The sequence below is a fragment of the Amycolatopsis acidicola genome (genome assembly GCF_007713735.2).
Lineage (GTDB): Bacteria > Actinomycetota > Actinomycetes > Mycobacteriales > Pseudonocardiaceae > Amycolatopsis_E > Amycolatopsis_E acidicola.
The window spans coordinates 20135-44817 of record NZ_VMNW02000079.1 but is presented as its reverse complement, the minus strand read 5'-3'; the positions used below and the strand labels follow the sequence as shown (position 1 = coordinate 44817).

General features: G+C 71.4%; 27 protein-coding genes. 14 read left to right on the top strand and 13 right to left on the bottom strand.

What is annotated here, in order from left to right; all coding sequences use genetic code 11:
- Positions 1 to 120 precede the first annotated feature (120 nt).
- Positions 121 to 636 (top strand): hypothetical protein, encoded by a 516-nt coding sequence (locus FPZ12_RS35340; protein ID WP_150980645.1) that lies wholly within the window; start codon positions 121 to 123, stop codon positions 634 to 636.
- Positions 623 to 949 carry a winged helix-turn-helix domain-containing protein gene (locus FPZ12_RS35335; RefSeq protein WP_144750504.1) on the top strand — a complete coding sequence of 109 codons (327 nt, stop codon included), beginning with the start codon at positions 623 to 625 and terminating at the stop codon, positions 947 to 949. Before FPZ12_RS35340 ends, FPZ12_RS35335 begins: the two co-directional genes overlap by 14 nt.
- Here the strand turns inward: FPZ12_RS35335 and FPZ12_RS35330 are convergent.
- On the bottom strand, positions 939 to 2024 hold the full coding sequence (locus FPZ12_RS35330; RefSeq protein WP_144750502.1) for a calcium:cation antiporter: 1086 nt from the start codon (positions 2022 to 2024) through the stop codon (positions 939 to 941). The genes FPZ12_RS35335 and FPZ12_RS35330 overlap by 11 nt on opposite strands.
- A 59-nt stretch (positions 2025 to 2083) precedes the next feature.
- Positions 2084 to 2680, bottom strand: coding sequence for a hotdog domain-containing protein (locus tag FPZ12_RS35325; protein WP_144750500.1), 597 nt, complete (start codon positions 2678 to 2680; stop codon positions 2084 to 2086).
- A 42-nt stretch (positions 2681 to 2722) separates the two neighbouring features.
- Here FPZ12_RS35325 and FPZ12_RS35320 point away from each other — a divergent pair, with 42 nt between their 5' ends.
- Positions 2723 to 3664, top strand: a complete 942-nt coding sequence (locus FPZ12_RS35320) for an enoyl-CoA hydratase/isomerase family protein (RefSeq protein WP_144750498.1) — start codon at positions 2723 to 2725, stop codon at positions 3662 to 3664.
- Positions 3665 to 3668: 4 nt separating this feature from the next.
- Here the strand turns inward: FPZ12_RS35320 and FPZ12_RS35315 are convergent, their stop codons facing one another.
- From FPZ12_RS35315 to FPZ12_RS35300, 4 genes are read right to left on the bottom strand one after another with little or no spacing between them, the layout of a single operon-like run.
- Positions 3669 to 4763 carry a CaiB/BaiF CoA transferase family protein gene (locus tag FPZ12_RS35315; RefSeq protein WP_144750496.1) on the bottom strand — a complete coding sequence of 365 codons (1095 nt, stop codon included), beginning with the start codon at positions 4761 to 4763 and terminating at the stop codon, positions 3669 to 3671.
- A gap of 29 nt (positions 4764 to 4792) precedes the next feature.
- Positions 4793 to 5605, bottom strand: a complete 813-nt coding sequence (locus FPZ12_RS35310) for an enoyl-CoA hydratase/isomerase family protein (RefSeq protein ID WP_208026128.1) — start codon at positions 5603 to 5605, stop codon at positions 4793 to 4795.
- A complete protein-coding gene (locus FPZ12_RS35305; protein WP_144750495.1) occupies positions 5602 to 6363 on the bottom strand; it encodes a 3-hydroxyacyl-CoA dehydrogenase in 762 nt (253 codons plus the stop codon). The genes FPZ12_RS35310 and FPZ12_RS35305 overlap by 4 nt, the downstream gene beginning before the upstream one ends.
- A gap of 43 nt (positions 6364 to 6406) precedes the next feature.
- The gene (locus tag FPZ12_RS35300) at positions 6407 to 7147 is read right to left on the bottom strand and encodes a class I SAM-dependent methyltransferase (protein WP_144750493.1); all 741 of its coding nucleotides are present in this window, start codon (positions 7145 to 7147) and stop codon (positions 6407 to 6409) included.
- A 95-nt stretch (positions 7148 to 7242) separates the two neighbouring features.
- On the opposite strand from FPZ12_RS35300, the gene FPZ12_RS35295 reads away from it, so the two are divergent.
- A complete protein-coding gene (locus FPZ12_RS35295) occupies positions 7243 to 7647 on the top strand; it encodes a VOC family protein (protein WP_144750491.1) in 405 nt (134 codons plus the stop codon).
- A gap of 72 nt (positions 7648 to 7719) precedes the next feature.
- Complete coding sequence (locus FPZ12_RS35290) at positions 7720 to 8412, top strand: carbon-nitrogen hydrolase family protein (protein ID WP_144750489.1); 693 nt, start codon at positions 7720 to 7722, stop codon at positions 8410 to 8412.
- Here FPZ12_RS35290 and FPZ12_RS35285 read toward each other — a convergent pair.
- Positions 8405 to 8998 (bottom strand): TetR/AcrR family transcriptional regulator, encoded by a 594-nt coding sequence (locus FPZ12_RS35285; protein ID WP_144750487.1) that lies wholly within the window; start codon positions 8996 to 8998, stop codon positions 8405 to 8407. The two genes, FPZ12_RS35290 and FPZ12_RS35285, sit on opposite strands and share 8 nt — an antisense overlap.
- A gap of 50 nt (positions 8999 to 9048) precedes the next feature.
- On the opposite strand from FPZ12_RS35285, the gene FPZ12_RS35280 reads away from it, so the two are divergent.
- Positions 9049 to 11391 (top strand): acetyl-CoA acetyltransferase, encoded by a 2343-nt coding sequence (locus FPZ12_RS35280; protein ID WP_150980642.1) that lies wholly within the window; start codon positions 9049 to 9051, stop codon positions 11389 to 11391.
- 4 nt (positions 11392 to 11395) lie between these two features.
- On the opposite strand, the gene FPZ12_RS35275 is transcribed toward FPZ12_RS35280, so the two are convergent.
- Positions 11396 to 12319: a sensor histidine kinase gene (locus tag FPZ12_RS35275; RefSeq protein ID WP_144750483.1), complete on the bottom strand. Its 924-nt coding sequence runs from the start codon at positions 12317 to 12319 to the stop codon at positions 11396 to 11398.
- A 102-nt stretch (positions 12320 to 12421) separates the two neighbouring features.
- On the opposite strand from FPZ12_RS35275, the gene FPZ12_RS35270 reads away from it, so the two are divergent.
- The 3 genes from FPZ12_RS35270 to FPZ12_RS35260 all read left to right on the top strand — a co-directional run bounded on the left by FPZ12_RS35270 (position 12422) and on the right by FPZ12_RS35260 (position 15446).
- Complete coding sequence (locus FPZ12_RS35270) at positions 12422 to 13333, top strand: ABC transporter ATP-binding protein (protein WP_144750481.1); 912 nt, start codon at positions 12422 to 12424, stop codon at positions 13331 to 13333.
- Positions 13330 to 14700, top strand: coding sequence for a DUF1349 domain-containing protein (locus tag FPZ12_RS35265; RefSeq protein ID WP_144750479.1), 1371 nt, complete (start codon positions 13330 to 13332; stop codon positions 14698 to 14700). Before FPZ12_RS35270 ends, FPZ12_RS35265 begins: the two co-directional genes overlap by 4 nt.
- Before the next feature lie 68 nt (positions 14701 to 14768).
- Positions 14769 to 15446, top strand: coding sequence for a Pr6Pr family membrane protein (locus FPZ12_RS35260; protein WP_150980639.1), 678 nt, complete (start codon positions 14769 to 14771; stop codon positions 15444 to 15446).
- Between the two features lie 29 nt (positions 15447 to 15475).
- Here the strand turns inward: FPZ12_RS35260 and FPZ12_RS35255 are convergent, their stop codons facing one another.
- Positions 15476 to 16192 (bottom strand): SDR family NAD(P)-dependent oxidoreductase, encoded by a 717-nt coding sequence (locus FPZ12_RS35255; RefSeq protein WP_144750475.1) that lies wholly within the window; start codon positions 16190 to 16192, stop codon positions 15476 to 15478.
- Positions 16193 to 16246: 54 nt separating this feature from the next.
- Between FPZ12_RS35255 and FPZ12_RS35250 the strand changes: the two genes are divergently transcribed.
- Positions 16247 to 16795, top strand: coding sequence for a MarR family winged helix-turn-helix transcriptional regulator (locus FPZ12_RS35250; protein ID WP_144750473.1), 549 nt, complete (start codon positions 16247 to 16249; stop codon positions 16793 to 16795).
- Between the two features lie 35 nt (positions 16796 to 16830).
- A complete protein-coding gene (locus tag FPZ12_RS35245) occupies positions 16831 to 18006 on the top strand; it encodes a glycosyltransferase family 2 protein (RefSeq protein ID WP_144750471.1) in 1176 nt (391 codons plus the stop codon).
- 3 nt (positions 18007 to 18009) lie between these two features.
- On the opposite strand, the gene FPZ12_RS35240 is transcribed toward FPZ12_RS35245, so the two are convergent.
- The 4 genes from FPZ12_RS35240 to FPZ12_RS35225 form a co-directional block, all read right to left on the bottom strand.
- A complete protein-coding gene (locus FPZ12_RS35240) occupies positions 18010 to 18207 on the bottom strand; it encodes a ferredoxin (protein WP_144750469.1) in 198 nt (65 codons plus the stop codon).
- A 10-nt stretch (positions 18208 to 18217) separates the two neighbouring features.
- Positions 18218 to 19420 carry a cytochrome P450 gene (locus tag FPZ12_RS35235; RefSeq protein WP_243770202.1) on the bottom strand — a complete coding sequence of 401 codons (1203 nt, stop codon included), beginning with the start codon at positions 19418 to 19420 and terminating at the stop codon, positions 18218 to 18220.
- 137 nt (positions 19421 to 19557) lie between these two features.
- Complete coding sequence (locus FPZ12_RS35230) at positions 19558 to 20172, bottom strand: TetR/AcrR family transcriptional regulator (protein WP_144750467.1); 615 nt, start codon at positions 20170 to 20172, stop codon at positions 19558 to 19560.
- 38 nt (positions 20173 to 20210) lie between these two features.
- Positions 20211 to 21173, bottom strand: coding sequence for an aldo/keto reductase (locus FPZ12_RS35225; RefSeq protein WP_208026127.1), 963 nt, complete (start codon positions 21171 to 21173; stop codon positions 20211 to 20213).
- 79 nt (positions 21174 to 21252) lie between these two features.
- Between FPZ12_RS35225 and FPZ12_RS35220 the strand changes: the two genes are divergently transcribed.
- The 3 genes from FPZ12_RS35220 (at position 21253) to FPZ12_RS35210 (ending at position 24682) form a co-directional block, all read left to right on the top strand.
- Positions 21253 to 22143, top strand: a complete 891-nt coding sequence (locus FPZ12_RS35220) for a LysR family transcriptional regulator (protein WP_144750465.1) — start codon at positions 21253 to 21255, stop codon at positions 22141 to 22143.
- Positions 22144 to 22146: 3 nt separating this feature from the next.
- Positions 22147 to 23613, top strand: a complete 1467-nt coding sequence (locus FPZ12_RS35215) for a CYTH and CHAD domain-containing protein (RefSeq protein WP_144750463.1) — start codon at positions 22147 to 22149, stop codon at positions 23611 to 23613.
- Between the two features lie 82 nt (positions 23614 to 23695).
- A complete protein-coding gene (locus FPZ12_RS35210; protein ID WP_144750461.1) occupies positions 23696 to 24682 on the top strand; it encodes an iron-siderophore ABC transporter substrate-binding protein in 987 nt (328 codons plus the stop codon).
- The last annotated feature ends 1 nt before the right edge of the window (position 24683 follow it).

Below are 24683 nucleotides of genomic sequence, written 5' to 3'. Positions count from 1 at the left end.
CCCCAACGCCCCGCACCACCGAACCTTCCCCCGGAGGCAACCACTTGCCTGAGTGGAAAGTGACCTGATACTTTCCACTCAGGCAAGTGGTTGAACCGACGGAAAACCAGGGGGACGAAGATGGCTACCGAGCCCACTCCGGAAGAGGCGGCGAAGGCACTCGGCACCGTCGGGCAGGGGCGGGGTCAGGCCCGCACCGCGCTGGCCAGTGGCGCGCGCTGGCTGGACGTGGTCACCGGCATCGTGATCTTCCTGTACAGCGCGTCCACCGACTTCCTGCCCGGCGCGTCCTGGCCGGGCCTGGTGTTCGCGGCACTGGTGCTGGTCTACCTCGCCGCGGGCAGGACACGCCGCGGCGCCGCGATGTTCGGGCAGCCGGCGCGCGTGCACCGGGACGCGATCTCACCGCAGTTCCGGCGCGGCACCCACCTCCTGATCTTCGGCCTGATGCTGCTGTCGATCGCGGGAATACTGGTACTGGGCGTGATCCGTCCGGACGGCGTGCACGTTCCTTACCTCAGCACGATCTTCGGCGCGGTGCTCGCCCTGCTGCTGATCGCCTTCGGCCCGCACCTGCGCCGCGGCCTGGCGAAGGCGGCCATCCCCGGAGGAAGCACCGTCGATGGCCGAAGCTGAACTTTGCCCGCTGCTGCTCGACCCCACCCGGCTGTCGATCGTCTCGCTGCTGGCGGCCACCGAGTGGGGCGAGTTCGGCTGGGTCCGCGATTCGGTGGGGCTGTCGGACTCCGCACTGTCCAAACAGGTCACCACGCTCAGCAAACCCGGCTACCTCGAGGTCCGCAAAGGCTACGTGGGCAAACGCCCCCGGACTTGGCTCAACCTCAGCGAATCCGGGCGCGACGTGCTGCACTCGCACGTGAAGGCGTTGCAGGGCATCGTCGAGGAGTCCGGGCGCACGGGCCGCGAACGCCGTTCCCTCACGGATTGACCGCCAGGAACAGGAAACTCGCGAAGAGAGCCAGATGCACCCCGCCCTGCAGCAGGGTCGCGCGGCCGGGCACGACGGTCAGCACGCCGGTGATCACGGTGAGCGCCAGCAGCACGAGGTGTGTGCTGCCCAGTCCGAGCACGAGGGTCCCGGGTAGCCACACCGAAGCCAGCGCGATCACCGGGATGGTCAGCCCGATACTGGCCATCGCCGAGCCCAGCGCCAGGTTGAGGCTGGTCTGGATCCGGTCCCGCGTCGCCGCGCGCAGGGCCGCGATCGTCTCCGGCAGCAGCACCAGCAGCGCGATCACCACCCCCACCACGGCCTGCGGGAACCCGGCCTTGCTGACCCCGTCCTCGATCGCGGGCGACACCACCTTCGCGTCGCCCACCACGGCGAACAGCGCGACCAGCAGGAGCAGCAGGCTGAGCCACGCCGCGCTGGCCTTCGGCGGGTCAGCGTGTTCCTCCGTGCCCTGCTTGACCGGCAGGAAGTAGTCGCGGTGCCGCACGGTCTGCATCGCGACGAAAAGCCCATACAGCACAAGCGAAGCGACACCGGCGAACGCGAGCTGCGCCGGCGAGAACTCCGGCCCCGGCCGGCTGGTGGTGAACGTCGGCAGCACGAGGCTCAGCGTGGACAGCGTGGCGACCGTCGCGAGCGCCCCGCCGGTGCCTTCCGCGTTGAACACCGCGACCCGGTGCCGCCACGCGCCGACGAGCAGCGACAGCCCCAGGATCCCGTTGCAGGTGATCATCACGGCGGCGAACACGGTGTCCCGCGCCAGGCTCGCCGTCTTCGCGTCGCCGCCGATCATGAGGGTGACGATCAGGCCCACCTCGATGATCGTCACCGCGACCGCGAGCACGAGAGACCCGAACGGCTCGCCGACGCGGTGCGCCACGACCTCCGCGTGGTGCACCGCCGCGAGCACGGCCGCGGCCAGGCACAGCGCGACCAGCAGCACCACCACGAGCGGCAGTTTCCGGCCCCACGTCAGAACGAGCGCGAGTACGGCGATCAGCGGGCCGACCACGGTCCAGTCGGTCAGCCAGCTGCGGATCCGGGAAGCCACGGGCTCACGATGCCACAGCGCGCCCCGTCCGGCCTGGTGGCCGACCGTGCACAGTGGACTCAGGGCTGCCCGGGCAGCAGCTCCACGAACAGCCCTTCGGCGTCGGCGGTGAGGTGCTCGCCGTCGTAGAGCGCGCACGTCAGAAACCGCTTTCGCCCCTCTACGCGGGCGATCTTGGCTTCCACGCGCAACTCGGTGTCGAGCGGCGTGATCCGGTGGTACTCCACCTGCAGGTACTTGGTCCGGGCCCGGTTGCGGCCCGCGTTGGCCAGCCTGCCGAGCATCTCGTCGAACAGCACGGTGATCGCGCCGCCGTGCGCGGCGCCGTTGCCCCCGAGATGGAAGCGGTCGAACGTGACGCGCCCGCGCAGGTGGGTCTCGTCCCGCTCGTCCAGCCACAGCGGCGGAAGCAGTGGCTGGCCGCGCCCCGGCAGATCGTCGCGGTGCCCGCTGAGCTGCTCGTCTTCGCCGACCAGGTAAGGCTCGAGCGCGCCGGCCACCGTCTCGAGGATCGCGCCGACCTCGGCGGAGACCTCGGGCGGGGGAGCGGCGCCGGTGATCGCGGCCTGCACGGTCCGCAGCGCCTCGATCATCCGGCCGAACTCGGGCCCGCCCGGCTGCCCGGCGACGCCGGGCGTGGCTGAAATCTGGTCCATGACCGTCGATTGTGGCCTACGCGTTGGTAGGCTTTGCCCGCTATGGGTCCCGACGTCTCCGTGCTACTGCACGAACCGCTCGTGATCGTCCGCGCGGGCGAGCCCGTGCCCCCGCGTGGCGACCAGATCCTGGTCGGGGTCGGCGAGTTCCCTCGCGAAGCCGCCGCGCGGCTGGACGTCACGCTGGTGCCGCCCGGTTCGAACGCGGGACCCGAGTTCGTGGTCTCGGAAGATCCGGTGGCGGACGCCGAATTCCTGCGTGCCGCCGCGCACGACAACCCGCAGGCCGCGCTCGTGCTGGCGCAAGTGCTGCGCGCGGGCGGGGGAGACGTCGCCGCGGCCCTCGATCTGGAGTCCTTCGCCTACTCGACCCTGCTCGGAGGCGCGGAGTTCGCGCGCTGGCTGGAGAAACGCGGGGAACGCCCCCTGCCGCCGCCGTCCACGGAGCCCGTGCTGGTCGAGCGTGACGGGGCGCGGCTGCTCATCACGCTCAACCGGCCGGAACGGCGCAACGCCTACGGCCGTGAAGTGCGGGACGCGCTCGTGGAAGCGTTGCGGCTGGCCGAATTGGACGACAGCATCGAGCGCGTCGTGCTCACCGGCGCCGGGCCGTCGTTCTCCGCGGGCGGGGATCTCGACGAGTTCGGCACGACGCCGGATCTGGCCACCGCGCATTTCGTGCGCACGCGCGGCGGCGCCGGTCTGCTGCTGCACAGGCTGGCTGAGCGCGCCGAAGTCCGCGTTCAAGGCAGTTGTGTGGGCGCGGGCATCGAGCTGCCCGCTTTCGCCGGCCGCGTGATCGCCCGCGAGGGCACCACGTTCCGGCTGCCTGAGGTCGGGATGGGGCTCATCCCGGGCGCGGGCGGCACGGTCAGCATCCCGCGCCGGGCCGGCCGGTGGCGCACGTTGTTCCTCGCCCTGTCGGGCCGGCCGCTCGGCACCACCACAGCGCTGGAGTGGGGCCTGATCGACGCGGTGGAGTGACTCCTCAGGCTTCCCAGTCCGACAGCACGGCTTCGGTGTCGGCTCCCGTCTCGCGCGGGGGAGCCGGTTTTGCCGCCGGGGTACGGGAAAACCGCGGCGCGGGCGCGGCCTGGGCCACCCCGTCGATCTCGACGAGCGTGCCGCGTTCGGCCAGGTGCTCGTCCGACTGGGCCTCGGCGAAGGTCAGCACCGGCGTCACGCAGGCGTCCGTGCCCGCGAAGATTTCGGCCCACTCGTCGCGCGTCTTGCTCACGATCACCTCGGTGAACCGGGCACGCAGCGTCGGCCAGCCCTTCGGATCGGTCTGCGGGGGAAGCTCCTCGCCGTCGAGACCGAGCCCCTTCAGGAACTCCGCGTAGAACTGCGACTCCAGGCAGCCGACCGCGATGTACCGGCCGTCGGCGCAGGTGTAGGTGTCGTAGTAGGGCGCGCCGCCGTCGAGGAGGTTCACGCCGCGCGTGTCGCTCCAGGTCCCGGCGCCGCGGAAGGCCCACATCATCTGCGACAGCACGCTGGCCCCGTCGACCATCGCCGCGTCCACCACCTGGCCGCGCCCGGAACTCTGCCGCTCCCACAACGCCGCCAGCACCCCGGCCACCAGGAACATCGAACCGCCACCGAAATCGCCGACGAGGTTCAGCGGCGGCACCGGCCGCTCATCCACGCGGCCGATCGCGTGCAGCGCGCCGGTGAGCGAGATGTAGTTGATGTCGTGCCCGGCGCGCGGCGCCCGGGGACCCTCCTGGCCCCAGCCGGTCATCCGCCCGAACACCAGGCCCGGGTTGAGCTCGTGGCAGGCGTCCGGGCCGAGACCGAGCCGCTCGGCGACCCCGGGCCGATAGCCTTCGAGCAGCACGTCGGCCTTCGCGACCAGGCGTTTGACCAGCGCGAGCCCTTCGGCGGACTTGAGGTCCGCGGCCACCGAGCGCCGGTTGCGCAGCAGGTGGTCCGGGCGTTCACCGGTCGGGTCGAGCCCCTTGGCCGGGCGTTCCACCCGGACGACGTCGGCGCCGAGGTCGGCGAGCACCATCGCGGCGTGCGGGCCCGGCCCGATCCCCGCCAGCTCCACGACACGCAATCCCTGCAACGGTCCCGGCACGTTCGGTCCTTTCTGTTCGGTCTTCGGGTTCACCAGGTGCCGGAGTAGTCGGCCGCGCGCCGTTCCGCGAACGCGCGCACGCCCTCCCGTCCGGCGGGGCTCGCGGCGCATTCGCCGATCGAGCGTGCTTCCTCGGCGAGCTGGGCAGGCAGGTCGCGGCCGGCGGATTCGTGTGCCAGCCGCTTGATCCGGCCGAGGGACCCCGTGGGTCCCTTCGCCAGCCGGCCCGCGATTTCCCGGGCTTCGGCCAGGACGTCTTCGTCGGCCACGAAACGCGTGAGCGCGCCGAGCCGCGCCGCCTCCTCGCCCTCCAGGACCCCATCCGTGAGCAGCAGGTCCCGGGCGCGCGCCGGCCCGATGATCCGGGGCAGCGACCACGACATCCCGCCGTCCGGCGAGAACCCGATCGACGGGTACGCCGGGCGGAGCTTCGTGCCCGGCCCTCCGACCACGATGTCGCAGGCGAGCGCGATGCTCATGCCCGCGCCCGCGGCCCACCCGCTGACCGCCGCGACCACCGGCACCGGCGCGCGCGTGACGGCGAGGATGAACTCGTGGAACGTGGTGGCCAGGTCCGTGACGAACGCGCCGGGATCCTCGGCCGAGCCGAACGCCTTCACGTTGCCGCCGGTACAGAAGTTCTTGCCCTCGCTGTGGATCAGCACCGCGCCGACCTCGCTCGCGCCCTCGCCGATGGCGCGCAGGAGTTCGGTGGCGCTCGCCATGCGGGCCTCGTCGAGCGAGTTCCCCGCGGCGGCCGTCGCGATGGGGCAGCGCAGCACCCTGTCCCGCAGTTCGACGTGCCCGGAATGCTTGTCCAGCAGGGCTTCGAACGCGCTCACCGCGGCGACATCCGGATCGCGCCGTCGAGCCGGATGGTCTCGCCGTTGAGCATCGGGTTCTCCACGATGTGCTTCGCCAGCGCCGCGTACTCCGCCGGGTCGCCGAGGCGGGCGGGATGCGGGACCTGCGCGCCGAGCGCGGAGATCGCCTCGTCCGGCAGCGCCGCGAACAGCGGGGTGTGGAAGAGGCCCGGGGCGATGGTCACCACGCGGATGCCGAGGCTCGCCAGGTCGCGGGCGATCGGGAGGGTCATGCCGACGATCCCGCCCTTGGACGCGGAGTAGGCGGCCTGCCCGATCTGGCCCTCGAAGGCCGCGACGGAGGCGGTGTTGATGATCACACCGCGCTCTTCGCCCACCGGTTCGGCGTGCGAGATGCGCTCGGCGGCGAGGCGGATGACGTTGAAGGTGCCGATCAGGTTGACGGTGACGACCTTCGTGAAGTCGGGCAGCGGGAAGGCACCCTTCTTGCTCACGGTCTTGATCGCGTTGCCGATGCCGGCGCAGTTCACGACCGTCCGGAGCGGACCGAGTCCGGCCGCGGCGTCGAGCGCCTTGGTGACGTCGGCTTCGCTGGTCACGTCGGCGGGGGTGAACACCGCGGAGTCGCCGAGTTCCGCGGCGATCTTCTCGCCCTCGGACGTGGGCAGGTCGATGATCGCCACCTTCGCGCCCGCGCCGTGCAATGCCCGCACGGTCGCCAGCCCGAGGCCCGACGCGCCGCCGGTCACCAGCGCCACACCGTCGGAAACCTTCACGTTGTCCTCCTCACTGCGCCATACTTATCGGTCGCTCGGTAGGTTAGCCATCCACGGCGGGCTTGACCACCGTGGCGATCGTGATGAGTTCCGGGCTGTCCGCGGTTACGGGGCCGCCGCCCCAGTCCCCATAGCGCTCGACGGCGCGCAGGCCCGCTTCGGCGAGGAACCTGTCCAGCTCGGCCTCACCGGTGAAGCGGAGGACGCTGGTGCTTCGGTCCTCCCAGCCTGCGCCGGTGTACGTCGTGGTGAAGCGGACGAGCCCGTCTCGCGGCGTCTCCGCCTCGTGCGCCATCCGGACGGTCTCGCCGCCGACGGTGATTTCCCTTGCGTACTCAGGCGTCCAGCGCTCCCACGCCCGCGCCGCCGGGTTGCGCGTCTCGAAGGCGAAGCGGCCGCCGGGCGCGAGAGCGGCGCGGACGGCGGAGAGCGTCGCGCGCAACTCCTCGTCGGTGCATAGCACCTGGAACGCGTGCCCGGTCATCACCACGAGATCGAACTCGCCCCGGAAGGGTGTCGAGAGGAGGTCGCCGAGCACCCACTCGACGCCCTCGTGACGGCGGGCCTCGGCGAGCATCGCGGCCGCCGGGTCCAGCCCGCACAGGCGGCCCTCGTGCCCGGCCTGGCGGGCTTCGCCCAGGAGCGTGCCGGTGCCGCAGCCGACGTCCAGCACTGCGGTGGCGGACAGCACCAGGGGCAGGTAGAACTCGAGGTCATCACGGCCGGAGTTGAGCGCGTCGTACCACGCGGCGAGGCGTTCGTCCGTGAACGCGTGGTCGGCCATGCCGCCGATCATGCCTTCCCCGGCCGGGTCCCGGCCGTGTAACCCGTCACTGATCGTTTCCGACTTCAGACCAGGACTACCGAAGGAGAATCACCATGCCCTCCCGCCTCAACCCCTACATCAGCTTCCGCGACAACGCGCGCCAGGCACTGGAGTTCTACCGCGACGTCTTCGGCGGCACCCTCACGCTGAACACCTTCGGCGAGTTCGGCCAGGCCGACGCCCCGCACGCGGACAAGATCATGCACGGCATGCTGGAGACCGGCAGCGGCTACACGATCATGGCCGCCGACACCCCGCCGGAGATGGAACACCAGCCCGGCACGAACATCTCGGTCAGCCTCAGCGGCGACAGCGCCGACGAACTGCGCGGCTACTGGGAGAAACTGGCCGAGGGCGGCACCATCGCGGTCCCACTGGAGAAGCAGATGTGGGGCGACGAATTCGGCTACTGCACCGATAAGTTCGGCGTCCAGTGGATGGTGAACATCAGCGGCTGAGGACGGCGCGGGCTCGGCAGAGGACGGTGAATATCGGCTGCCCCAGCGCCTCGCGCCTGCCATGATCGGCGGGTGTGCGCATCCCTGAACGTCGCGGTGGCCCAGCCGGTGTCGCTCTCGCACGCCGTCGAGGCGAACGTGGCGGAGCACGCGCGGCTCGTGCGGGCGGCGGGCGCCCGGGTGATCGTGTTCCCGGAGCTGTCGCTGACCGGCTACGAGCTGGGGGCGGAACCGATCGCGCCCGGAGACCCGCGGCTGGCGCCCCTCGTCGACGCCTGCGCCGAGACGGGCTCGCTCGCGCTCGTCGGCGCGCCCGTGCCGGGGCCGCACATCGCGCTGCTCGCGGTCGACGGGACGGGCGTGTCGGTGGCGTACCGCAAGATCTACCTCGGCGGGCCGGAGCCGGAGCACTTCCGCCCCGGTGACACGCCCGCGGTCCTCGACATCGACGGGTTCCGCGTGGGGCTGGCGATCTGCAAGGACCTCGGGGTGCCGGAGCACGCCGCCAACACGGCCGCGCTGGGCATCGACGGCTACGTCGCCGCGACGGCCGAGACGGTGGAAAACAAGGACCTGCAAGAGAAACGAGCACACCGCGTGGCCACCACGCACGGCGTGTGGGTGGCCGTCGCCAGCTTCGCGGGGCACACCGGTGGCGGCTTCGAGCCGGCCACCGGAGGCTCCAGCATCCGCCGCGCCGACGGCACGATACTGGCGCAGGCCGGGCCGGCGCCGGGGGAGTTCGTGCGCGCCGAGCTCAGCTGACGTTCGGCAGCAGGAAGTCCACCAGGTCACGCGCGTAGCTTTCCGCCGAATCCGCCAGTTTCGCCTGCGCCGAGGGCGGGGTGGCGTGCACGTGGTTCACGACCGCGCCGCACAACGTGTCCAGCAGCAACGTGACCGACGTGCCTTCGGGCAGCTCGCCGCGGCGGATCGCCCGCCGCACGATCGCGCGGGCCGCCAGGATCTGGGACTCGCGGATCTTCGCCCAGTGCCCGGCGACGGCCGGGATGCGATCGGCGTCCAGGGCCAGGCGCATCGCGGCGCGCCCGGTGTCGCCGAGGTAGTGCCGGAACAGCTGCAGCGCCAGCCGGATCAGCTCCTCGCGGACCGAGGTCGCCTCGATCTCGGTGACTTCGCCGACGTACTGCCGCACAGCGTCCAGCAGCAGCGCTTCCTTGGTGGGCCAGCGCAGGTAGATCGACGCCTTGCCCACACCGGCCCGCTTGGCGACCGCCTCGATGCTGAACCCGGACCAGCCCTCCGCGCCGAACAGGCCGATGGCCGCGGCGGCCACCCGCCGGTCGACCTCGGGGTCGCGCGGGCGGCCGGAGCCTGCCGAGCGTGGCATGGACCACCCTCCTGTTTACTGAACGGTAGCCGTCAGTATAGCGTCCGGGGATGTTCGAACCCGATCCGCGCACCCCCGTGCTGGTGGGCGTCGGCCAGTTCGCCGAACGCCTCGACGATCCCGGGTACCGCCGCCTCTCCGCGGTCGGGCTCGCCGCCGAAGCCCTGCGGGCCGCGCTGGAGGACACCGGGGCGGACCCGGCGGCCGTCGCGGCCGCCGCCGACACCGCGGCGGGGGTCCGGCAGTTCGAGATCTCCAGCCCGCTCGGCCACGCGCCGCTGGGCAAGTCCGACAACTACCCGCGCTCGGTCGCCCGGCGTGCCGGCGCCGATCCGGCCCGCGCGATCCTCGAGGTCTCCGGCGGGCAGTCGCCCCAGCATCTGGTCACCGAACTCGCCGGCACGATCGCCGCGGGCGGGTCCAGGGTCGCGTTCGTCTTCGGCTCCGAAGCCATCTCCACGGCCCGCGCCTTCGCCGGTGCCGAGGGCAAGCCGGACTTCACCGAACACGTCGAAGGCAGTCTCGAAGACCGTGGCTTCGGGCTCAAAGGCCTTGCGGGACAACAACTCGTGGCGCACCAGCTGATCGACGCGCCCAGCCAGTACGCGCTGTTCGAGAACGCGCGGCGGGCCCGGCTCAAGCAGTCGCGCGAGGAGTACGCGCGCACGATGGGGGAGTTGTTCGCTCCGTTCACCAAAGTCGCCGCGGCGAACCCGTACGCGGCGGCGCCCGTCGAGCGCAGCGCCGAAGAGCTGGCCACGCCGACTGAGCGCAACCGCCCGATCGCCGACCCCTACACCCGCTTTCTGGTGGCCAGGGACCAGGTGAACCAGGGCGCCGCGGCGGTGCTGATGTCCGTGGAGGCGGCGCGCGAACTCGGCGTGCCCCCGGAGAAGTGGGTGTTCCTGCACGGCCACTCCGATCTGCGCGAGCAGCACCTGATGGACCGCGTGGACCTGTCCACCGGCCAGGCCGCCGTACGCTCGGTGCAGCACGCGCTGGAGCTCGCCGGGATCAGCGTCGCCGAGCTGAGCACGATCGATCTCTACAGCTGTTTCCCGATCGCCGTCTTCGCCGTGTGTGAGGGAATCGGCCTCGCCACCGACGACCCGCGCGGGCTGACGCTCACCGGTGGCCTGCCGTTCTTCGGCGGCGCGGGCAACGACTATTCCTTGCACGCCATCGCCGAAACGGTGCAGCGCCTGCGAGCCGAGCCCGGCGCGTACGGGCTCGTCGGCGCGAACGGCGGGATGCTCAGCAAGTACTCCACCGGCGTGTACTCCACGACGCCCGCGGACTGGCGCGCGAGCCGGGACGCCGGGCTGCAGGCCGAAATCGACGCGCTGCCCGTCGTCGAGCAGGCAGTGCATCCGGACGGCTGGGCGACCGTCGAGACCTACACGGTCAAACACGGGCACGGCCGGACCGGTGTCCTCATCGGACGGTTGGAGGCCGACGACCGGCGTTTCGTCGCGCTGGCGGAGGATTCCGAGCTGCTCGACCAGCTCGACCTCGGTACGCGCTTTTTCGTGCGCTCCTTCGGGTTCGGCAACCGGGCGGCGCTGACCGAGGAGCGGATGAACGAGCTGCTCCCGCCGCGCCCGGTGGGGTTCCGCGAGAGCTACGAGTACGCGCAGGTTCGCCGCGACGGGCACCTGCTCGAGGTGACGATCAACCGCCCGGACGCGCGCAACAGCCTGCACCCACCCGCGAACCAGGAACTCGACGAGATCTTCGACGCCTACTTCGCCGACCCCGACCTGTGGGTCGCGATCCTCACCGGCGCCGGGGAGAAAGCGTTCTCCGCGGGCAACGACCTCGTGTACTCGGCGTCCGGGAAACCCTTGTGGACGCCCAAGAACGGGTTCGCCGGGCTGACCGGCCGCCGTGCGCTGCCGAAACCGGTGATCGCCGCCGTGAACGGCTACGCGATGGGCGGCGGGCTGGAGATCGCGATGGCGTGTCACCTCGTGGTCGCCGACGCCGCCGCGCAGTTCGCGTTGTCGGAGGTGAAGGTCGGGCTCGTCGCCGGCGCGGGCGGGCTCGTGCGGCTGCCGCGGACGGTCCCGGAAAAGGTGGCGACCGAGATGATCCTGACCGGCAGGCGGATCGGCGCCGAGGAGGCGCGCGATTACGGGCTGGTCAACCGCGTCACCGAGGAAGGCAAGGCACTCGAAGGGGCCCGCGAGCTGGCGGCGTCGATCCTCGAGGGTTCGCCGACGTCGGTCCGGCTGTCGCTGCAGATCATGGCCGAGACACGGGGCATCGCCGACACCGTCGAAGCGGTCAACCACCCGACCGAAGCGCTCGACGAACTGCTGGTGAGCGAGGACGCGCTCGAAGGGATCACGGCGTTCGCGCAAAAACGTCCGCCGGTGTGGCGTAACCGCTGACCCTTCACGCGACGGGAAGCCGGGCCTCCACCGCGAGCCCGGTGCCCGGCGCGGGCGTCGTGCGCAACTCGCCGCCGACCGTCGCCGCCCGCTCACGCATCCCGAGCAGTTCCGGGCCGTCCGGCGACAAGGGGCCGGCGTCGGAGATCCGCACGCGCAGGTCGTCGCCCGTGTAGTCCAGCTCGACCGCGACCGGGCAGCCGTCCGTGCCGGCGAGCGACTCCTCGACGATCCGGCACGCCGCCAGTTCGACACCGGGATCCAGGCCGGTGACCGTGCCGTGCACGATCAATCTCGCGTCGGCGCCCGAGGTTTCCCTTGCGCCGTCGACAAGTTCGAGCATCTGGCCGAGTCCGGTATACGGCCGGATGGGCTCGTGCCCGGCGTCCGGGCGGAGTAACTCCTGTACCCGCCGCAACTCCATCAGCGCCGTGCGCGCCGTCTCGCCGATCACGTGCAGCCCGGCGGTCGCCTGCTCCGGGGTGCTCAGCCGCGCCGACTCCGCGCGCGCCGAGATCAGCGAAATCCGGTGCGCGACCACGTCGTGCAGCTCCCACGCGATCCGCGACCGCGCGCCGCGAACTGTCAGCTCCCGCAAGGAGTCCTGCATCGCGTGCTGCTCCGCGCGCCCCGCACGCAGCTGCCCGACGTGGGTGCGCGCCAGCACGGAACACACCGCGGCGAGCGCGAGCAGCCCCGTGACCGCCGGGAAACCCCGGAAGCACAAGGAAGTAAGCGCTGTCGCGGGCGCGATCACCAGCGCCGCTCCGGCCGCGTGGCGGGTGGCGAACGCCAGCGGCACCGTCGCCGCGAGCCCGATCACCACCGCCGCGGTGCCCGCTTCCCCCGCGCGCGACAGGGATTCCCCCGTCGCGAGCACGCCCAGCACGATCGCCGCGGGAAGTGGCCAGTCCCGGATTGCCGTCATCCGGCCATTCTGGCGGTCACCGGGTGCCTTGCGGGACCCTTTTCGGCGAACAGGGGCGGGCGCGGCGGAGCGCCCGGGAGCGGGGTTCGTAGTCTCTCGGGCATGGATGCCACCATCGAGGTACGCGGGCTGCGCAAGCGCTACGGCACCGCCGTGGCCCTCGACGACCTGACGTTCACCGTTTCCCCAGGTCACGTCACGGGGTTCGGCGGACCGGCCGGAGCGGGCAAGACGACGACGCTGCGGGTGCTGCTCGGGCTCGAACGCCCCGACCGGGGGATGGCGCTGATCAGCGGCCGCCAGTACCGCGAACTCCGCGTGCCGCTGCGCGAGGCCGGCGCCGTGCTGTGGGGGACGGCGCCCCATCCCGCCTGCCGCGCGCGCACGCACCTGCGCTGGCTGGCCCAGTCGAACGGCCTGCCGGCCACGCGGGCGGGCGAAGTCCTCGAACTCACGGGCCTGTCCGCGGTGGCCAAACGCGCCATCGGCACGCTGGACCCGGCCTCGCGGCGCCGGCTCGATCTCGCCGCCGCGCTCCTGGGCGATCCGCCCGTGCTGCTGCTGGACGAACCGTTCGACGGCCTCGGCCCGGACGACGCCACCTGGCTCCGCGGGCTGCTGCGGGAGCTCGCCGCGCAGGGCCGCGCGGTGCTGATCACCAGCCGCACCATGCGTGAACTGGAGGAGACCGCCGAGCACGTCGTGGTGGTCACGCGCGGCAGGCTCCTGGCCGACGCGCCGCTGAAGGACCTGCTGGCGGCCGTGTCCGATGGCCTGGTCGCCGTGCACACCTCCCACCGCGAGGAGGCGATCACCGTGCTCGCGCACGCCGGGGCGACCGTCACCGCCGGGGGCGGCGACGAGATCACCGTGTCCGGGCTGCCCGCCGACCGCGTGGTCAGCGTGCTCAGTGAAGGGGTCGTGCCCTTTTCCGGGGTCAGCGAACACCGGCCGTCGCTGGAGGAGGCGTACCTGGAGCTGACCAGGAAGACCGCCGAGCAGGTGCCCGCATGAGTTACTCGAGCTCGGTGCCGCGCGGCCGTGACGGGTTCCCGCAGCTGTTCCGCGCGGAGTGGACGAAGCTGCGCTCGGTGCCCGCCTGGGTGGCCACCATCGCGGCCGCTTCGGTGCTGACCATCGGCACGGCGGCGCTCGTCGCGGCGGCGTCCACGCCGGACGCGCCCGCGCGCACCGCCGGTTCGCTCGGGCAGTACGCGGACAGCGCGAGTTTCCTGCACCGCACCATGACCGGGAACGGCACTGTCGTCGCCCGCGTGGTTTCGCAGGACGAGCAGGACACCGCCGCCGGGGCAGGGCTGATGATCCGCGCCTCCGCCGACGCGGGCGCGCCGTACGCCGCGCTGATCGCCGCGCCGGGCCAAGGCCCGCGGCTGGTCACGGATTTCGCCACCGAGGCCACCGGCAGCCCCGCCGCGCGCTGGCTCCGGCTGACCCGCACCGACGCGCTGATCACCGGGTACCAGTCGGAGGACGGTGCCACCTGGACCCAGATCGGCGTCGTGACCGTGCACGGGCTGGGGGAGCGGGTCGAGACCGGGTTGTTCGCCACCGCCCCGGGTTCGGTGGTGGTGAGCCGCGGGCTCGGCGGCGAAAGCATCGAGGAGAAGCCCGGGCCGGTGCCCGCGGTGTTCGACAACGTCGCGGTCACGCCGGTCCAGGCGCAGACCCTGCCGCCGTGGAGCCAGCCGGTGGCGGACGGGCCGGCGCTCACCGTGCGGGCGTCGGGTGAGCTCGGGGCCAGCCGGTACGCGGGCGACGCTGCCCGGGATCTGTTGTCCAGCATCATGATCGGCCTCGTGGTGCTCGTGGCGCTGGCCGTGTTCACCTTCTCCGCGGAGGCACGCGGCGGCCTCCTGCGGACCACGTTCATCGCGGTACCCAGACGCGGCCCGCTCCTCGCGGCGAAGGCCGCGGCACTGGGCACGGCGGCCTTCGCGGGCGGACTCGTCGCCGCTCTCGGCGCTTACCTCGTGGGCGCGAATGTGGTGCGAGGTAAGGGAATCTTCGTCCCGTCGCTCGGTGAACCCGCGGTGCTGCGGGCCGCGCTGGGTTCTTCCCTGCTGGCCGCGCTGACGGCGGTGTTCGGGCTCGGGGTCGCGATGTTCGTCCGCCGCCGGTCGATCGCGATCGGTGCGGTGCTGGTGCTGGTCCTGCTGCCGCGGATCATCGGCACGACGTTGCCGGTCTCCACGGCGCAGTGGCTGGAACGGATCACCCCGTCGGCCGGGTTCGCGATCCAGGAGACCGTGCAGCGCTACGACTCGGCCATCGCGCCCTGGGCCGGGCTAGGCGTGCTGGCGCTGTACGCGGCGGCTGCGCTGGGCGTGGGAATCTGGTGGGTGCGGCGACAGCCGGCTTAGTCCACTTTCGACAGGCGTCCGCCGGCGGGCCGGGTTACTCTCCCGGGCAGCCGGTGAACGGAGGACGAGTGGCGGCAGGGGTTTCCCGGTGGTGGCACGGGGTGATCGCGGTCGTCGTCGCGGGGTCGCTGGTGGTGCAGCTCGTGTTGCTGGGCACCGGTGGCGCGGACGCGAACTCGGGCGAGGGCGCCGTCGTGAGCCTTGGCGTGCGGATCTGGCGGCTGTTCAGCTACTTCACGATCCAGAGCAACCTGTTCGTGCTGGCCGTCTGCGTCGTGCTCGCCGCCCGGCCGCTGTTCGACGGGCCGGTCTGGCGGGTCGTGCGGCTCGACGCGCTGCTCGGGATCCTGATCACCGGCGTCGTCTACGACCTCGTGCTCGCGAACCAGGTGCACCTGACCGGCTGGGCGCACGTCGCGACGGTCGGCTTCCACTACGTCTCGCCATGGGCGTTCGTCCTCGGCTGGCTCCTTTTCGGGCCCCGCTCCCGGATCAGCTGGGCGACGGTCGCGGCCGCGTTCCTGTGGCCCGCGGCGTGGCTGGTCTATATCTTCGTGCAGGGCGCTTTCACGCACTGGTATCCGTACCCGTTCCTCGACGTGACCCGCATCGGGCTCGGCACGGCGATCCGCAACGCCGTGTTCGTGGTGCTGGTCGCCGTGGTGCTCGCGGTGCTGGCCCGCCTCGCCGACCGGCACCTGCCTGCGCTGGTGAGCCGCCCGAAGGCGAAGATCCCCGTGAACTGAACCGCGGTGGGCATTGCCGGGCAACGGTTTCAGCGTGTGGTGTGTGCTCCGCCGTTGACGTGCAGGGTCTGCCCGGTGATGTGCCGCGCGCCGGGTGAGGCCAGGAAGTACGCGGTTTCGGCTATGTCGTCCGGCTTGCCCGCGCGCCCGTCGTGGGTGGCGGCGATCAGCCTCGCCCGGCGCTCGTCGGTCAGTTTCCCTTGGAAGAACTCGGTTTCCTCGATGAGACCGGGGGAAATGACGTTCGCCGTCAGTCCCTTCGGCCCGGCCTGCGCCGACAGGCCCGCCGTCCACGCCGCGAGCGCCGCTTTCGCCGCGCCGTAGGAGGAAACGGCGTACTCGGCGCCGATCGAACTGACGTTGATGATCGAGCCGCCGGGGCGCAGCGCGTCCAACAGCGCCGTGGTGGTGAGGACCGCGCTGAGCAGGTTCGCGTCCAGGTTGGCGTGCCAGGCCGCGCGGGTGTCCTCCAGCGTGCCGGTGGCTTCGCGGGTCAGGTCGGTGTTGCCGCCCGCCATGTTGACCAGCACGTCGAGCTCGGGCAGGTCCGCCGCGAGCCGGGCGACCTGCGCGGGATCGCCGGCATCGCAGGGAACCGGGCGCGCGCCCAGTTCGGCCGCCGTGGCGCGCAGCCGGTCCTCGCGGCGGCCGGTGATGACCACGGTGTCGCCGTCCGCCCGGAACCGCGCGGCGATGGCCTTGCCCAGTCCGGTGCTGCCCCCGGTCACGAGCACGATGCGTGTCACTGACTTTCCTCCCGTGTTAGATTTAGCGCTAAACGTAGCAGCGAGGTGAGTGAGTTGTCGAAACCCGGGGATGAGGTGCACGCGGTCTCGACGTGGCCCGCGGCGGACATCGCGGCGTCCTGGCGGCGAGAGCTGCCAGGCGTTCCCACGGGTTCGATCGAGATCGTAACGCCGGTCTGGCGGATCGCGAAGGTGCTCGCCGACGACCGCCGCCGCACGCTGGCCGCCCTCGGTCTCGACCCGGCGACGCTCGATCTGCTGAGCGTGATCCGCCGCGCGGGCCCGCCGTACGAGCTGACCACGCGGGAGATCACCGAGCGCACGCTCGTCACGGCGGGCGCGGTGTCGCAGCGGGTGGCGCGAGCGGAACGAGCCGGCTGGGTCGAGCGCGCCCCGTCGACGGCGTCGCGCCGCGCGGTCGCCGTACGGCTCACCGCGGAAGGGCACCGGCTGATCGAGTCCGCGGTCCGGCGGCTCCTGGAGCACGAAGCGGAGTCCATCGCCGCGCTGAGCGAGGACGAGCGAGTGGTTTTCGCCGGACTGGTGGGCAAACTGGAGGGCGCGCTGGTCCCGCAACACGGATCTGACACCGGCGCCGTCTAGAGTTTTCCCATGCATGACAGACGCGGCCGGCGCGCATGACCGGGACGGGGCCGGGCCCCGTGGCGCTGGGCGAGTTCGAAGTCACCGCGCGGGAGCTGCGATTGTCGCGTGAACCCGCGGGCGCGGCCACGGCGCGAGTACTGGTCCGCTCACGCCGGCACGTCCTCGGCGAGCTGGAAGTCCCCGTACGCCAAGGGAAAGTGGACGAGGAACTGCTTCGTGCGGCGACCCGTGATCTTCCCACGGTGTCGGAAGCGGACGGCTTCGCGCGCCCCACGGTGAGCGTCGTGATCGCGACGGCCGGGCGCGCCGAGGAGGTTCGCCGGTGCGCGGGGTCGGTGCTCGCCGGCGATTATCCGGTACTGGAAATCCTGCTCGTGGACAACCGGCCGGGCGGCCCGGAATCCTTGCGGCTCAAGGAATTCGCTGGCACCGACAGCAGGCTCCGGTACGTCGCCGAGCCGCGCGCCGGTGTCAGTTTCGCGCGCAATCGCGGCGCGGGGGAGGCGCGGGGCGAGATCGTCGCGTTCACCGACGACGACGCCGTGCCGGACCCGCACTGGTTGAGCGGACTCGCCCGGGAGTTCGCCGATCCCGACGTCGGCTGCGTCACCGGGCTGGTGCTCCCGCTGTCGCTCGACACCCCGGCGCAGCAGTGGTTCGAGGACTGGGGCGGGTTCGGAAAAGGCTTCCACCGCACCAGGTTCACCGCCGCCGACGAAGGCCGCTCGGCGCTGTACCCGTTCGCCGCGGGCCTGTTCGGCTCCGGCAACAACATGGCCTGGCGCGCCACCGGCTATCGCGCCCTCGGCGGCTGCGACCCGTTGCTGGGACCAGGTACTCCCACGGCGTCGGGGGAGGACCTGGAGCTGTTCATCCGGCACGTGCGCGGCGGCGGCGTGCTGGTGTACACGCCGGACGCGGTGGTCCGGCACGAGCACCGGCGTGAGGTCGGCGAACTGGCCGGCCAGCTCCACGGGTACGGGGTGGGGCTGTTCGCGTTGTTCGCCGTCTACATCGGACGGAGGCCGGGGGAGCTGTTCCCGATCCTCCGGCGGTTGCGCGGTGGGTTCGCGCACCTGCTTTCTCGTGACAGCGCCCGCAACGCCGGACGCGGCGCGGACTTTCCGGCCGTGCTGGCGCGCGCGGAACTACGCGGCCTGCTGGCCGGCCCGTTCCGGTTGCTCAAGGCGTTGCTGCGCCGTCACTGAGGTTCAGTCCTCCTGTACCTCGATCGCCTGTGCCGGGCACACCGACGCGGCTTCGCGCACCTCGCCTTGCAACGACGCCGGGGGAGAGTCCTGCAGCAGCACCACGATCCCGTCCTCGTCGCGCTGGTCGAACACCTCGGCGGCGGCGAACACGCACTGGCCCGCCCCGACGCACCGGTCCTGGTCGATGGTGATCTTCACCGGGTCCTCCTCACCACGTGACGGGCAGCTCGTGCACGCCGTAGACGATCATGTCGTGCTTGAACGGCAGTTCTTCCAGCGGCACCGCGAGTTTCAGGCCCGGGAGCCGCCGGTAAAGCGTGCTGTAGACGACCTGCAGCTCGATCCGCGCGAGCGGCTGGCCGAGGCACTGGTGCACGCCGTAGCCGAACGCGACGTGGTGGCGCGCCTTGCGGGTGACGTCGAGCCGGTCCGGGTCGGGGAACGCGGAGTCGTCGCGGTTGGCGATGTCCCCGGCGATGATCAGGCCCTCGCCCCGGCGGATCACCTGCCCGCCGATCTCCAGGTCCTCCGTCGCGACGCGGCGGCGGCCGGAGTGCGTGATGTTGAGGTAGCGCAGCAGTTCCTCGACGGCGTTCGCGATCAGCGCTTCGTCTTCGGTGTCGCGGACGGCGGCCAGCTGGTCCGGGTGCTCCAGCAGCGCGACGGTGCCGAGCGCGATCATGTTCGCGGTGGTCTCGTGCCCGGCGACGAGCAGCAGCTGGCCCATCGCGCCGATCTCTTCGCGGGTCATCGCTCCGGTGCGCAGCTGTTCGACGGCCAGCCTGCTCAGCAGGTCTTCGCCCGGCTCCTTCTCCTTCGCCACCGCGAGGTCGCCGAGGTAGTCGAGCAGTTCCTGGGTCGCGGCGACGGCCTGCTCGGGCGTGGTGTCGCGGGCGATGATGGCGCGGCTGGCGCGGTGGAAGAAGGCGCGATCGGCGTAGGGGACGCCGAGCAGCTCGCAGATCACCAGTGACGGCACCGGCAGCGCGAAGGCCTCGACCAGGTCGGCGGGGTTCGGCCCGGCGATCAGGTCGTCGATCAGCTCGTCGACGATCTGCTGGATGCGCGGGCGCAGGGCCCGCATCTTCCGCACCATGAAGTCGCGGGTGAGCAGCCGCCGCGCGGCGGCGTGCTCGGGGTCGTCCTGGCTGATGAAAGCCTTGGCGCGCTTACGGCGCGCGGCGGTGGCGGGGGAGACGTGCGGGTAACCGGAGCGGTCGGTGTCGGCGCTGACGCGGGGGTCCGCGAGCACCGCGCGGGCGTCCTCGTACCGGGTGATCAGCCACGGCGTGCTCCCGTCCCAGAGTTCGACGCGGGACACCGGCTCTTCGGCCTGCAGCCGGGCGAGCTCGGGCGGCGGGTCGAACGGGCACTGGCCGCGGGTCATCGGATAGGTGGGCGTGGTGGGCACGAAACCTCCTGTAGCGCACAGTTACCAAACGAATGTTCGGAGACTTCCTGAACACATGTTAGGCAAACGGGTGGGAAGTTGGCCACCTCGCCACCGGAATGGCGTAGTTTTTGTTGGTAGCAAAGGGAAAAACGGGCTCAATCGAACACGAGCGAGAGCAGTTCGTCGATGAACGGGCGCACGGAACGGGCGCTGCGCTCGCTCGGGTTGCTGTGCAACAGGGCGACGCGCCCGTGCGCCCCGACGAACACCAGCACCGCGGCGCGCTCGCTGGGCACCCGGAGGCTGTGTCCCGCCTCGGTGCACCGCTCGAAAGCGGCCGTGAGCAGGGCGATGACGTCCATCAGCGGCCCGTGCGGCGCCGGGGACTCGGACCGGTTCGTGCCGTGGTTGAGGATCAGCCGGTAGTGCCCGGGATTGTCGATGGCGAAGGCGCAGTAGGCGTGGAGCTGGGCGCGCACGCGGCCGACGGCGTCCTCCGGGTCGGTCTTCTCGTCCGCCTCGCGCATCGCCTCGCTGAGCCTGCCGGTCTCGTGCTCCAGCAGCCCGCGCACGAGCGCGGTGCGGTCGGTGAAGTGCTGGTAGATGCTCGCCGGGGCGATCCCCGCGGCGCGGGCCACGCCGCGGATGGTCAGCCCGTCCTCGCCGCCGAGCCCGGAGAGCAGGCGGCTGGCGGCGTCGAGGATCTCGCCCCGGAGGCGCTCGCCTTCGCCCCAGCGGTTGCGGGTGCGGGCGGGCGCGGAATCGGTCATGGGGACATTCTCACCCAGACCACCAGATGTATAACGACCTATACGCGGCGCGTTGTAGCGGGAACCGCGAAGGACCGGCGGTCACCTGCCCATGTGGTCCCGTCAAGGCTACGGAGGTCTGAGGTGCTGAGGGCGAGATCGGCGGCGGCGATGTTCTCGGCGAGGCGGGCAAGGTTGCGCGTGCCGGGGATCGGGACCACGTCTTCGCCCTGGGCGAGCAGCCACGCGAGCGCGAGCTGACCCGCCGTGCAGCCGAGTTCGGCGGCCAGCGCGTGGAGTCGCCGCGCCTGCCGGAGATTCGCGTCGAGTTCGTCGCCGCGGAACCGGGGATCGTCCCGGCGGAAAGCGCTCTCCGGAGCCGTTTCCGGGGTGAGTGTGGCGGTGAGCAGGCCGCGGCCGAGCGGGCTGTAAGGGACCAGGCCTACGCCGAGGCGCCGCGCGGCCGGCACGAGATCGAGTTCCGGATCCCGCCACAGCAGCGACCATTCGAACTGCACCGCGGCGACCGGGTGCACGGCGACGGCCTGTTCGAGCTGTCCGGGGGTCACTTCCGACAGGCCGAGGTTGCGCACCTTTCCTTCCCGTACCAGATCCGCCATCGCGCCGAGGGTCTCCGCCACCGGGATCTCGGGGTCGACCCGGTGGAGGTAGTAAAGATCGAGTGCGTCGACGCCGAGGCGGGAAAGCGATTCCTCGCAGTGCCCGCGGACGTGCTCCGGGCGGCCGTCGAGGTGGACTCCGTCGCCGGTCCGCACGATCCCGAACTTGGTGGCCAGGGTGACCTCGTCGCGCCGTCCGGCGATCGCGCGGGCCAGCAGCCGTTCGTTGTGGCCCTGTCCGTAGCTCATCGCGGTGTCCAGCAGGCGCACTCCCTGATCGAGCGCGGAGCGGACGAGCGCGATCGCGTCGTCCTCGTCCACCGGGCCGTAGCCCTGGGACAGGCCCATGCACCCGAGTCCGAGCGCGGAGGTGGTCAGTTCGCCGAGTCGTCGTTGCCGCATGTCCTCCAGCTTCGGCGCGGCAGATTGATAAGTCCAAGAGCATCTTGTGCTGGCGTCTATCGCGGATCACGATAGATCTGTGGAGCTTCGCCAGGTGGTCTACTTCGAGGCGGTCGTGCGGTGCGGAGGGTTCAGCCGCGCCGCCGAACAGCTGCGGATCGCGCAGCCCGCCGTGTCCGCCCAGATCAAGCGGTTGGAACGGGAACTGGGCATCACCCTGCTGGAACGCACCACGCGGACCGTGCAGCTCACCGCCGCGGGCCGCCTTTTTCTCGCCAGGGCAAGGGAAATCCTGGCTCAGGTCGAGGGGGTCCGCGCCGATCTCGACGAGCTTTCGGCCGTGCTGCGCGGATCCCTGCGCGTCGGGGTGACGCAGGTGCTGGGCTCGCTGGAGTTGCCGTCGCTGCTCGCCGGGTTCAGCCGGGCCTATCCCGGTGTCATGCTCGAACTCCGGACCGGGCTGATCGCGCAACTGCTCGCGGAGCTCGACGCCGGCACGGTCGACGTCGTGCTCGGGCCCGTGCACGCCGATCTGGCGAGCCGGTACTCCGCCGAAGTGCTTGCGCCGGAAGAGATCGTGCTGATCACCCCGCCCGGCGGCCGCCGGGTCAGCTCCCTCGACGACGTCCGTGGCGAGCCGTTCGTCTGCCTGCCCGAGGGAAGCGGGCTGCATGAGATCTTGCGCGCCGCGGCACGGGGGTTCGAGCCGGAGATCCGCTTCCAGACGCACAGCGCGGCGAGCATCCGGGAGCTGGTCGCGGCCGGACTGGGCGTCGCGTTGGTCGCCGCTTCGGCGGCCCGCGCGCCCGGGCCGCCGGTCGAGGTGCATCGGCTCGATCCGGCGCCGCCGCATCCGCCGATCGGGCTGATCTTGTTGCGGGACAAGGAACCCGGCGCCGCCGCGCGGGCGTGGGCGGACGCTTGCCGCGTCGCGGCGGGTTTTCCGGTCACCCGGCCGGGGCAACCCTGAGGAATGACTGGTGCGCTTTTCGTGGAGAGAGAGCGGAAATTCGAGCTGGATCCGGGGCGGGCGGTCCCGGACCTGTCCGGGGTCGGCCCGATCGTGACCCAGCGGTCGCCGGAACTCGCGACCCTGGAAGCGGTCTACTACGACACCGAGGACTGCCGGCTGCTCAAGGCCGGGGTCACGTTGCGCAGACGCGCGGGCGGCGGCGACGCGGGGTGGCATCTGAAGGTGCCCGCCGGGAAGGACACCCGCGAGGAGTACCAGCTGCCGTTGTCCGACGAGCTGCCCGCCGAGCTTCGCGAGCGCATGGAGCCCTACGCGAAAGGCGCCCGGATAACGGAAATCGCCCGGCTGAAGACTGAGCGCTACACCTACGAGCTGTGCAACGCGGCCGGGCGGCGGCTCGCCGTGCTGACCGATGATCATGTGACGGGGGAGAAGGCGGGCGCGGAGGTCCATCTGGACGGCTGGCGGGAACTGGAGGTCGAACTCGAGGAGGGTGCCGACACCGGGCTGCTGGACACGTTGAGCGAGGAGCTGACGAACTCCGGGGCGCGGCCGGGGCACTGGCCCTCGAAGCTGAAGCGGCTGCTGGCCGACTGGCTGCCCGAGGACGAGGACGTCGGACGGGGTTCGACCGCGGGTGAGGTGGTGCTGGCGTATCTCCGTGATCAGGTCGACGCGGTGCGCCGCTGGGACATCGGCGTCCGGAAGCAGGAGGAGGACGCGGTGCACCAGCTGCGGGTTTCCTTGCGCCGCTTACGAAGCGCGCTCAGGTCGTTCCGGCGCGTGCTGGACCGCGGACGGACGCGCGAGCTGGCCGACGAGCTGCAGTGGCTGGGGCGGGTGCTGTCCGACGCCCGTGATCTCGAAGTCCTGCGCGAGGGGCTGGCGCGGCAGTTCACCGGTCTGCCGGGGGAGACGTCGAGCGCGCGACGCGTCGTGGACCAGCATTTCGAGCGGGCGGAACGAGAGGCGTGGGATTCGGTGGCGGCCGCGCTCGACAGCGCGCGGTATGCGGCTTTGCTTGGTGCGCTGGAGAAACTGACGTCTGAGCCGCCGCTGACCGAGAACGCCGGGCTGCCCGCGCGTCGCGAATTGCAGCACGCGTTGGATCGGGCCGACCGGCGGCTCGTGCGTGCCGTCGACGAGTTGTCCGACGCCGAGGACGAGGACTCCGCGTTGCATTCCGTGCGTAAGAAGGCGAAGCAGGCGCGGTATGCCGCGGACGCGGTGCGGCCGGTGTTCGGCCGTCGTGTGCGAGAGTGGCGGCGCGGCTCGAAGCGGGTGCAGACGACGCTCGGCGACCACCATGATCTCGTGGAGACCCGGAAGTTGTTGCGCGATCTCGCGGGGATGACCGGTCCGCGCGAGGCGTTCGTGCTCGGGGTTCTGCACGAGCGGGCGGCCGTGCGGGGAGAGGAGCTGCGGAAGCGGTTCCTGCGTGAATGGGCCGGCGCCGCGCGACTTTGATCATCCCGTGATGGAGGGCACCTTCCGATTCGTCCCCTCGCCTGGTTAGGGTAGCCAAAGCTTAACGTGGAGGATGGCTGGGATGAAACGCGCTTGGGGTGCCCTGCTCGGGGTTCTGGTGATGGTGCTGGCCGCGTGCGGCACGACGACGTCCACAGAGGACGGGGCGAAGACGGGGAGCTCCGATGCCGGGGCGTTCCCGGTGACCGTGCAGACGCAGTTCGGTGACGTCACGATCAAGAGCGAGCCGAAGCGGGTGGTCGCTTTGGGTTGGGGCGACGCGGAAACCGCTGTCGCGCTCGGCGTGCAGCCGGTGGGTGCCGCCGACTGGCTGGCCTTCGGCGGTGACGGCCTCGGCCCGTGGATGACGCAGCGCTACACCACCGCGCCCACCATGCTCGGCACTCTGGACGTGAACCTGGAGCAGCTCGCCGCGCTGCACCCGGACCTGATCCTGGACACCCGCGCGAGTGGTAAGCAGGACCGCTACGACCAGCTGTCGAAGCTGGGTGTGCCGGTGGTCAGCGTGCCGAAGGGCGCGACGGCGTACTTGACCAGCTGGCAGCAGCAGCTCGATCTGGTCGGCAAGGCGCTGGGGCGCACGCAGCAGGCGGACAAGCTCAAGGCGGACCTGGACGCGAAGTTCACCGCCGCGGCGGCGCAGCACCCGGAGTTCAAGGGCAAGACCGTGGCGGTCGGGTCGAAGACGGTGAACGGCTACGGCGGCTACGTGAACGGGGACGGCCGGGTCGAGCTGATGACCAGGCTTGGGTTCGTGAACTCGCCGAAGATCCAGGCGGAGGCGGGGGACAGCTTCTCGGTGACGGTGTCGAACGAACGGCTCGATCTTCTCGACGCCGATCTGACGATGATCTTCCCGATCGGCGTGACCGCGGATTCGGTGACCGGCGACCCGCTGTTCAAGACGATCCCGTCGGTGCAGGCGGGGCGTTCGATCGTGTTCGACGACAAGACGGTCTCGACGGCGATGTCGAGCGCGACCGTCCCGGGGATCACCTACGCCCTGGACAAGATCGTCCCGATGGCTTCGTCGGCGCTGGCGCACTGAC

Excerpts from the sequence above, each read along its gene's own strand:
- FPZ12_RS35285 (WP_144750487.1), bottom strand. The coding sequence starts at position 8,998 with ATGCCACGCTCGGCAGGCTCCGGCCGCCCGCGCGACCCCGAGGTCGAC.
- FPZ12_RS35265 (WP_144750479.1), top strand. The coding sequence starts at position 13,330 with ATGAGTTACTCGAGCTCGGTGCCGCGCGGCCGTGACGGGTTCCCGCAG.
- FPZ12_RS35335 (WP_144750504.1), top strand. The coding sequence starts at position 623 with ATGGCCGAAGCTGAACTTTGCCCGCTGCTGCTCGACCCCACCCGGCTG.
- FPZ12_RS35275 (WP_144750483.1), bottom strand. The coding sequence starts at position 12,319 with ATGACGGCAATCCGGGACTGGCCACTTCCCGCGGCGATCGTGCTGGGC.
- FPZ12_RS35210 (WP_144750461.1), top strand. The coding sequence starts at position 23,696 with ATGAAACGCGCTTGGGGTGCCCTGCTCGGGGTTCTGGTGATGGTGCTG.
- FPZ12_RS35320 (WP_144750498.1), top strand. The coding sequence starts at position 2,723 with ATGGGTCCCGACGTCTCCGTGCTACTGCACGAACCGCTCGTGATCGTC.
- FPZ12_RS35280 (WP_150980642.1), top strand. The coding sequence starts at position 9,049 with ATGTTCGAACCCGATCCGCGCACCCCCGTGCTGGTGGGCGTCGGCCAG.
- FPZ12_RS35215 (WP_144750463.1), top strand. The coding sequence starts at position 22,147 with ATGACTGGTGCGCTTTTCGTGGAGAGAGAGCGGAAATTCGAGCTGGAT.
- FPZ12_RS35230 (WP_144750467.1), bottom strand. The coding sequence starts at position 20,172 with ATGACCGATTCCGCGCCCGCCCGCACCCGCAACCGCTGGGGCGAAGGC.
- FPZ12_RS35270 (WP_144750481.1), top strand. The coding sequence starts at position 12,422 with ATGGATGCCACCATCGAGGTACGCGGGCTGCGCAAGCGCTACGGCACC.
- FPZ12_RS35325 (WP_144750500.1), bottom strand. The coding sequence starts at position 2,680 with ATGGACCAGATTTCAGCCACGCCCGGCGTCGCCGGGCAGCCGGGCGGG.
- FPZ12_RS35295 (WP_144750491.1), top strand. The coding sequence starts at position 7,243 with ATGCCCTCCCGCCTCAACCCCTACATCAGCTTCCGCGACAACGCGCGC.
- FPZ12_RS35225 (WP_208026127.1), bottom strand. The coding sequence starts at position 21,173 with ATGCGGCAACGACGACTCGGCGAACTGACCACCTCCGCGCTCGGACTC.
- FPZ12_RS35300 (WP_144750493.1), bottom strand. The coding sequence starts at position 7,147 with ATGGCCGACCACGCGTTCACGGACGAACGCCTCGCCGCGTGGTACGAC.
- FPZ12_RS35245 (WP_144750471.1), top strand. The coding sequence starts at position 16,831 with ATGACCGGGACGGGGCCGGGCCCCGTGGCGCTGGGCGAGTTCGAAGTC.
- FPZ12_RS35340 (WP_150980645.1), top strand. The coding sequence starts at position 121 with ATGGCTACCGAGCCCACTCCGGAAGAGGCGGCGAAGGCACTCGGCACC.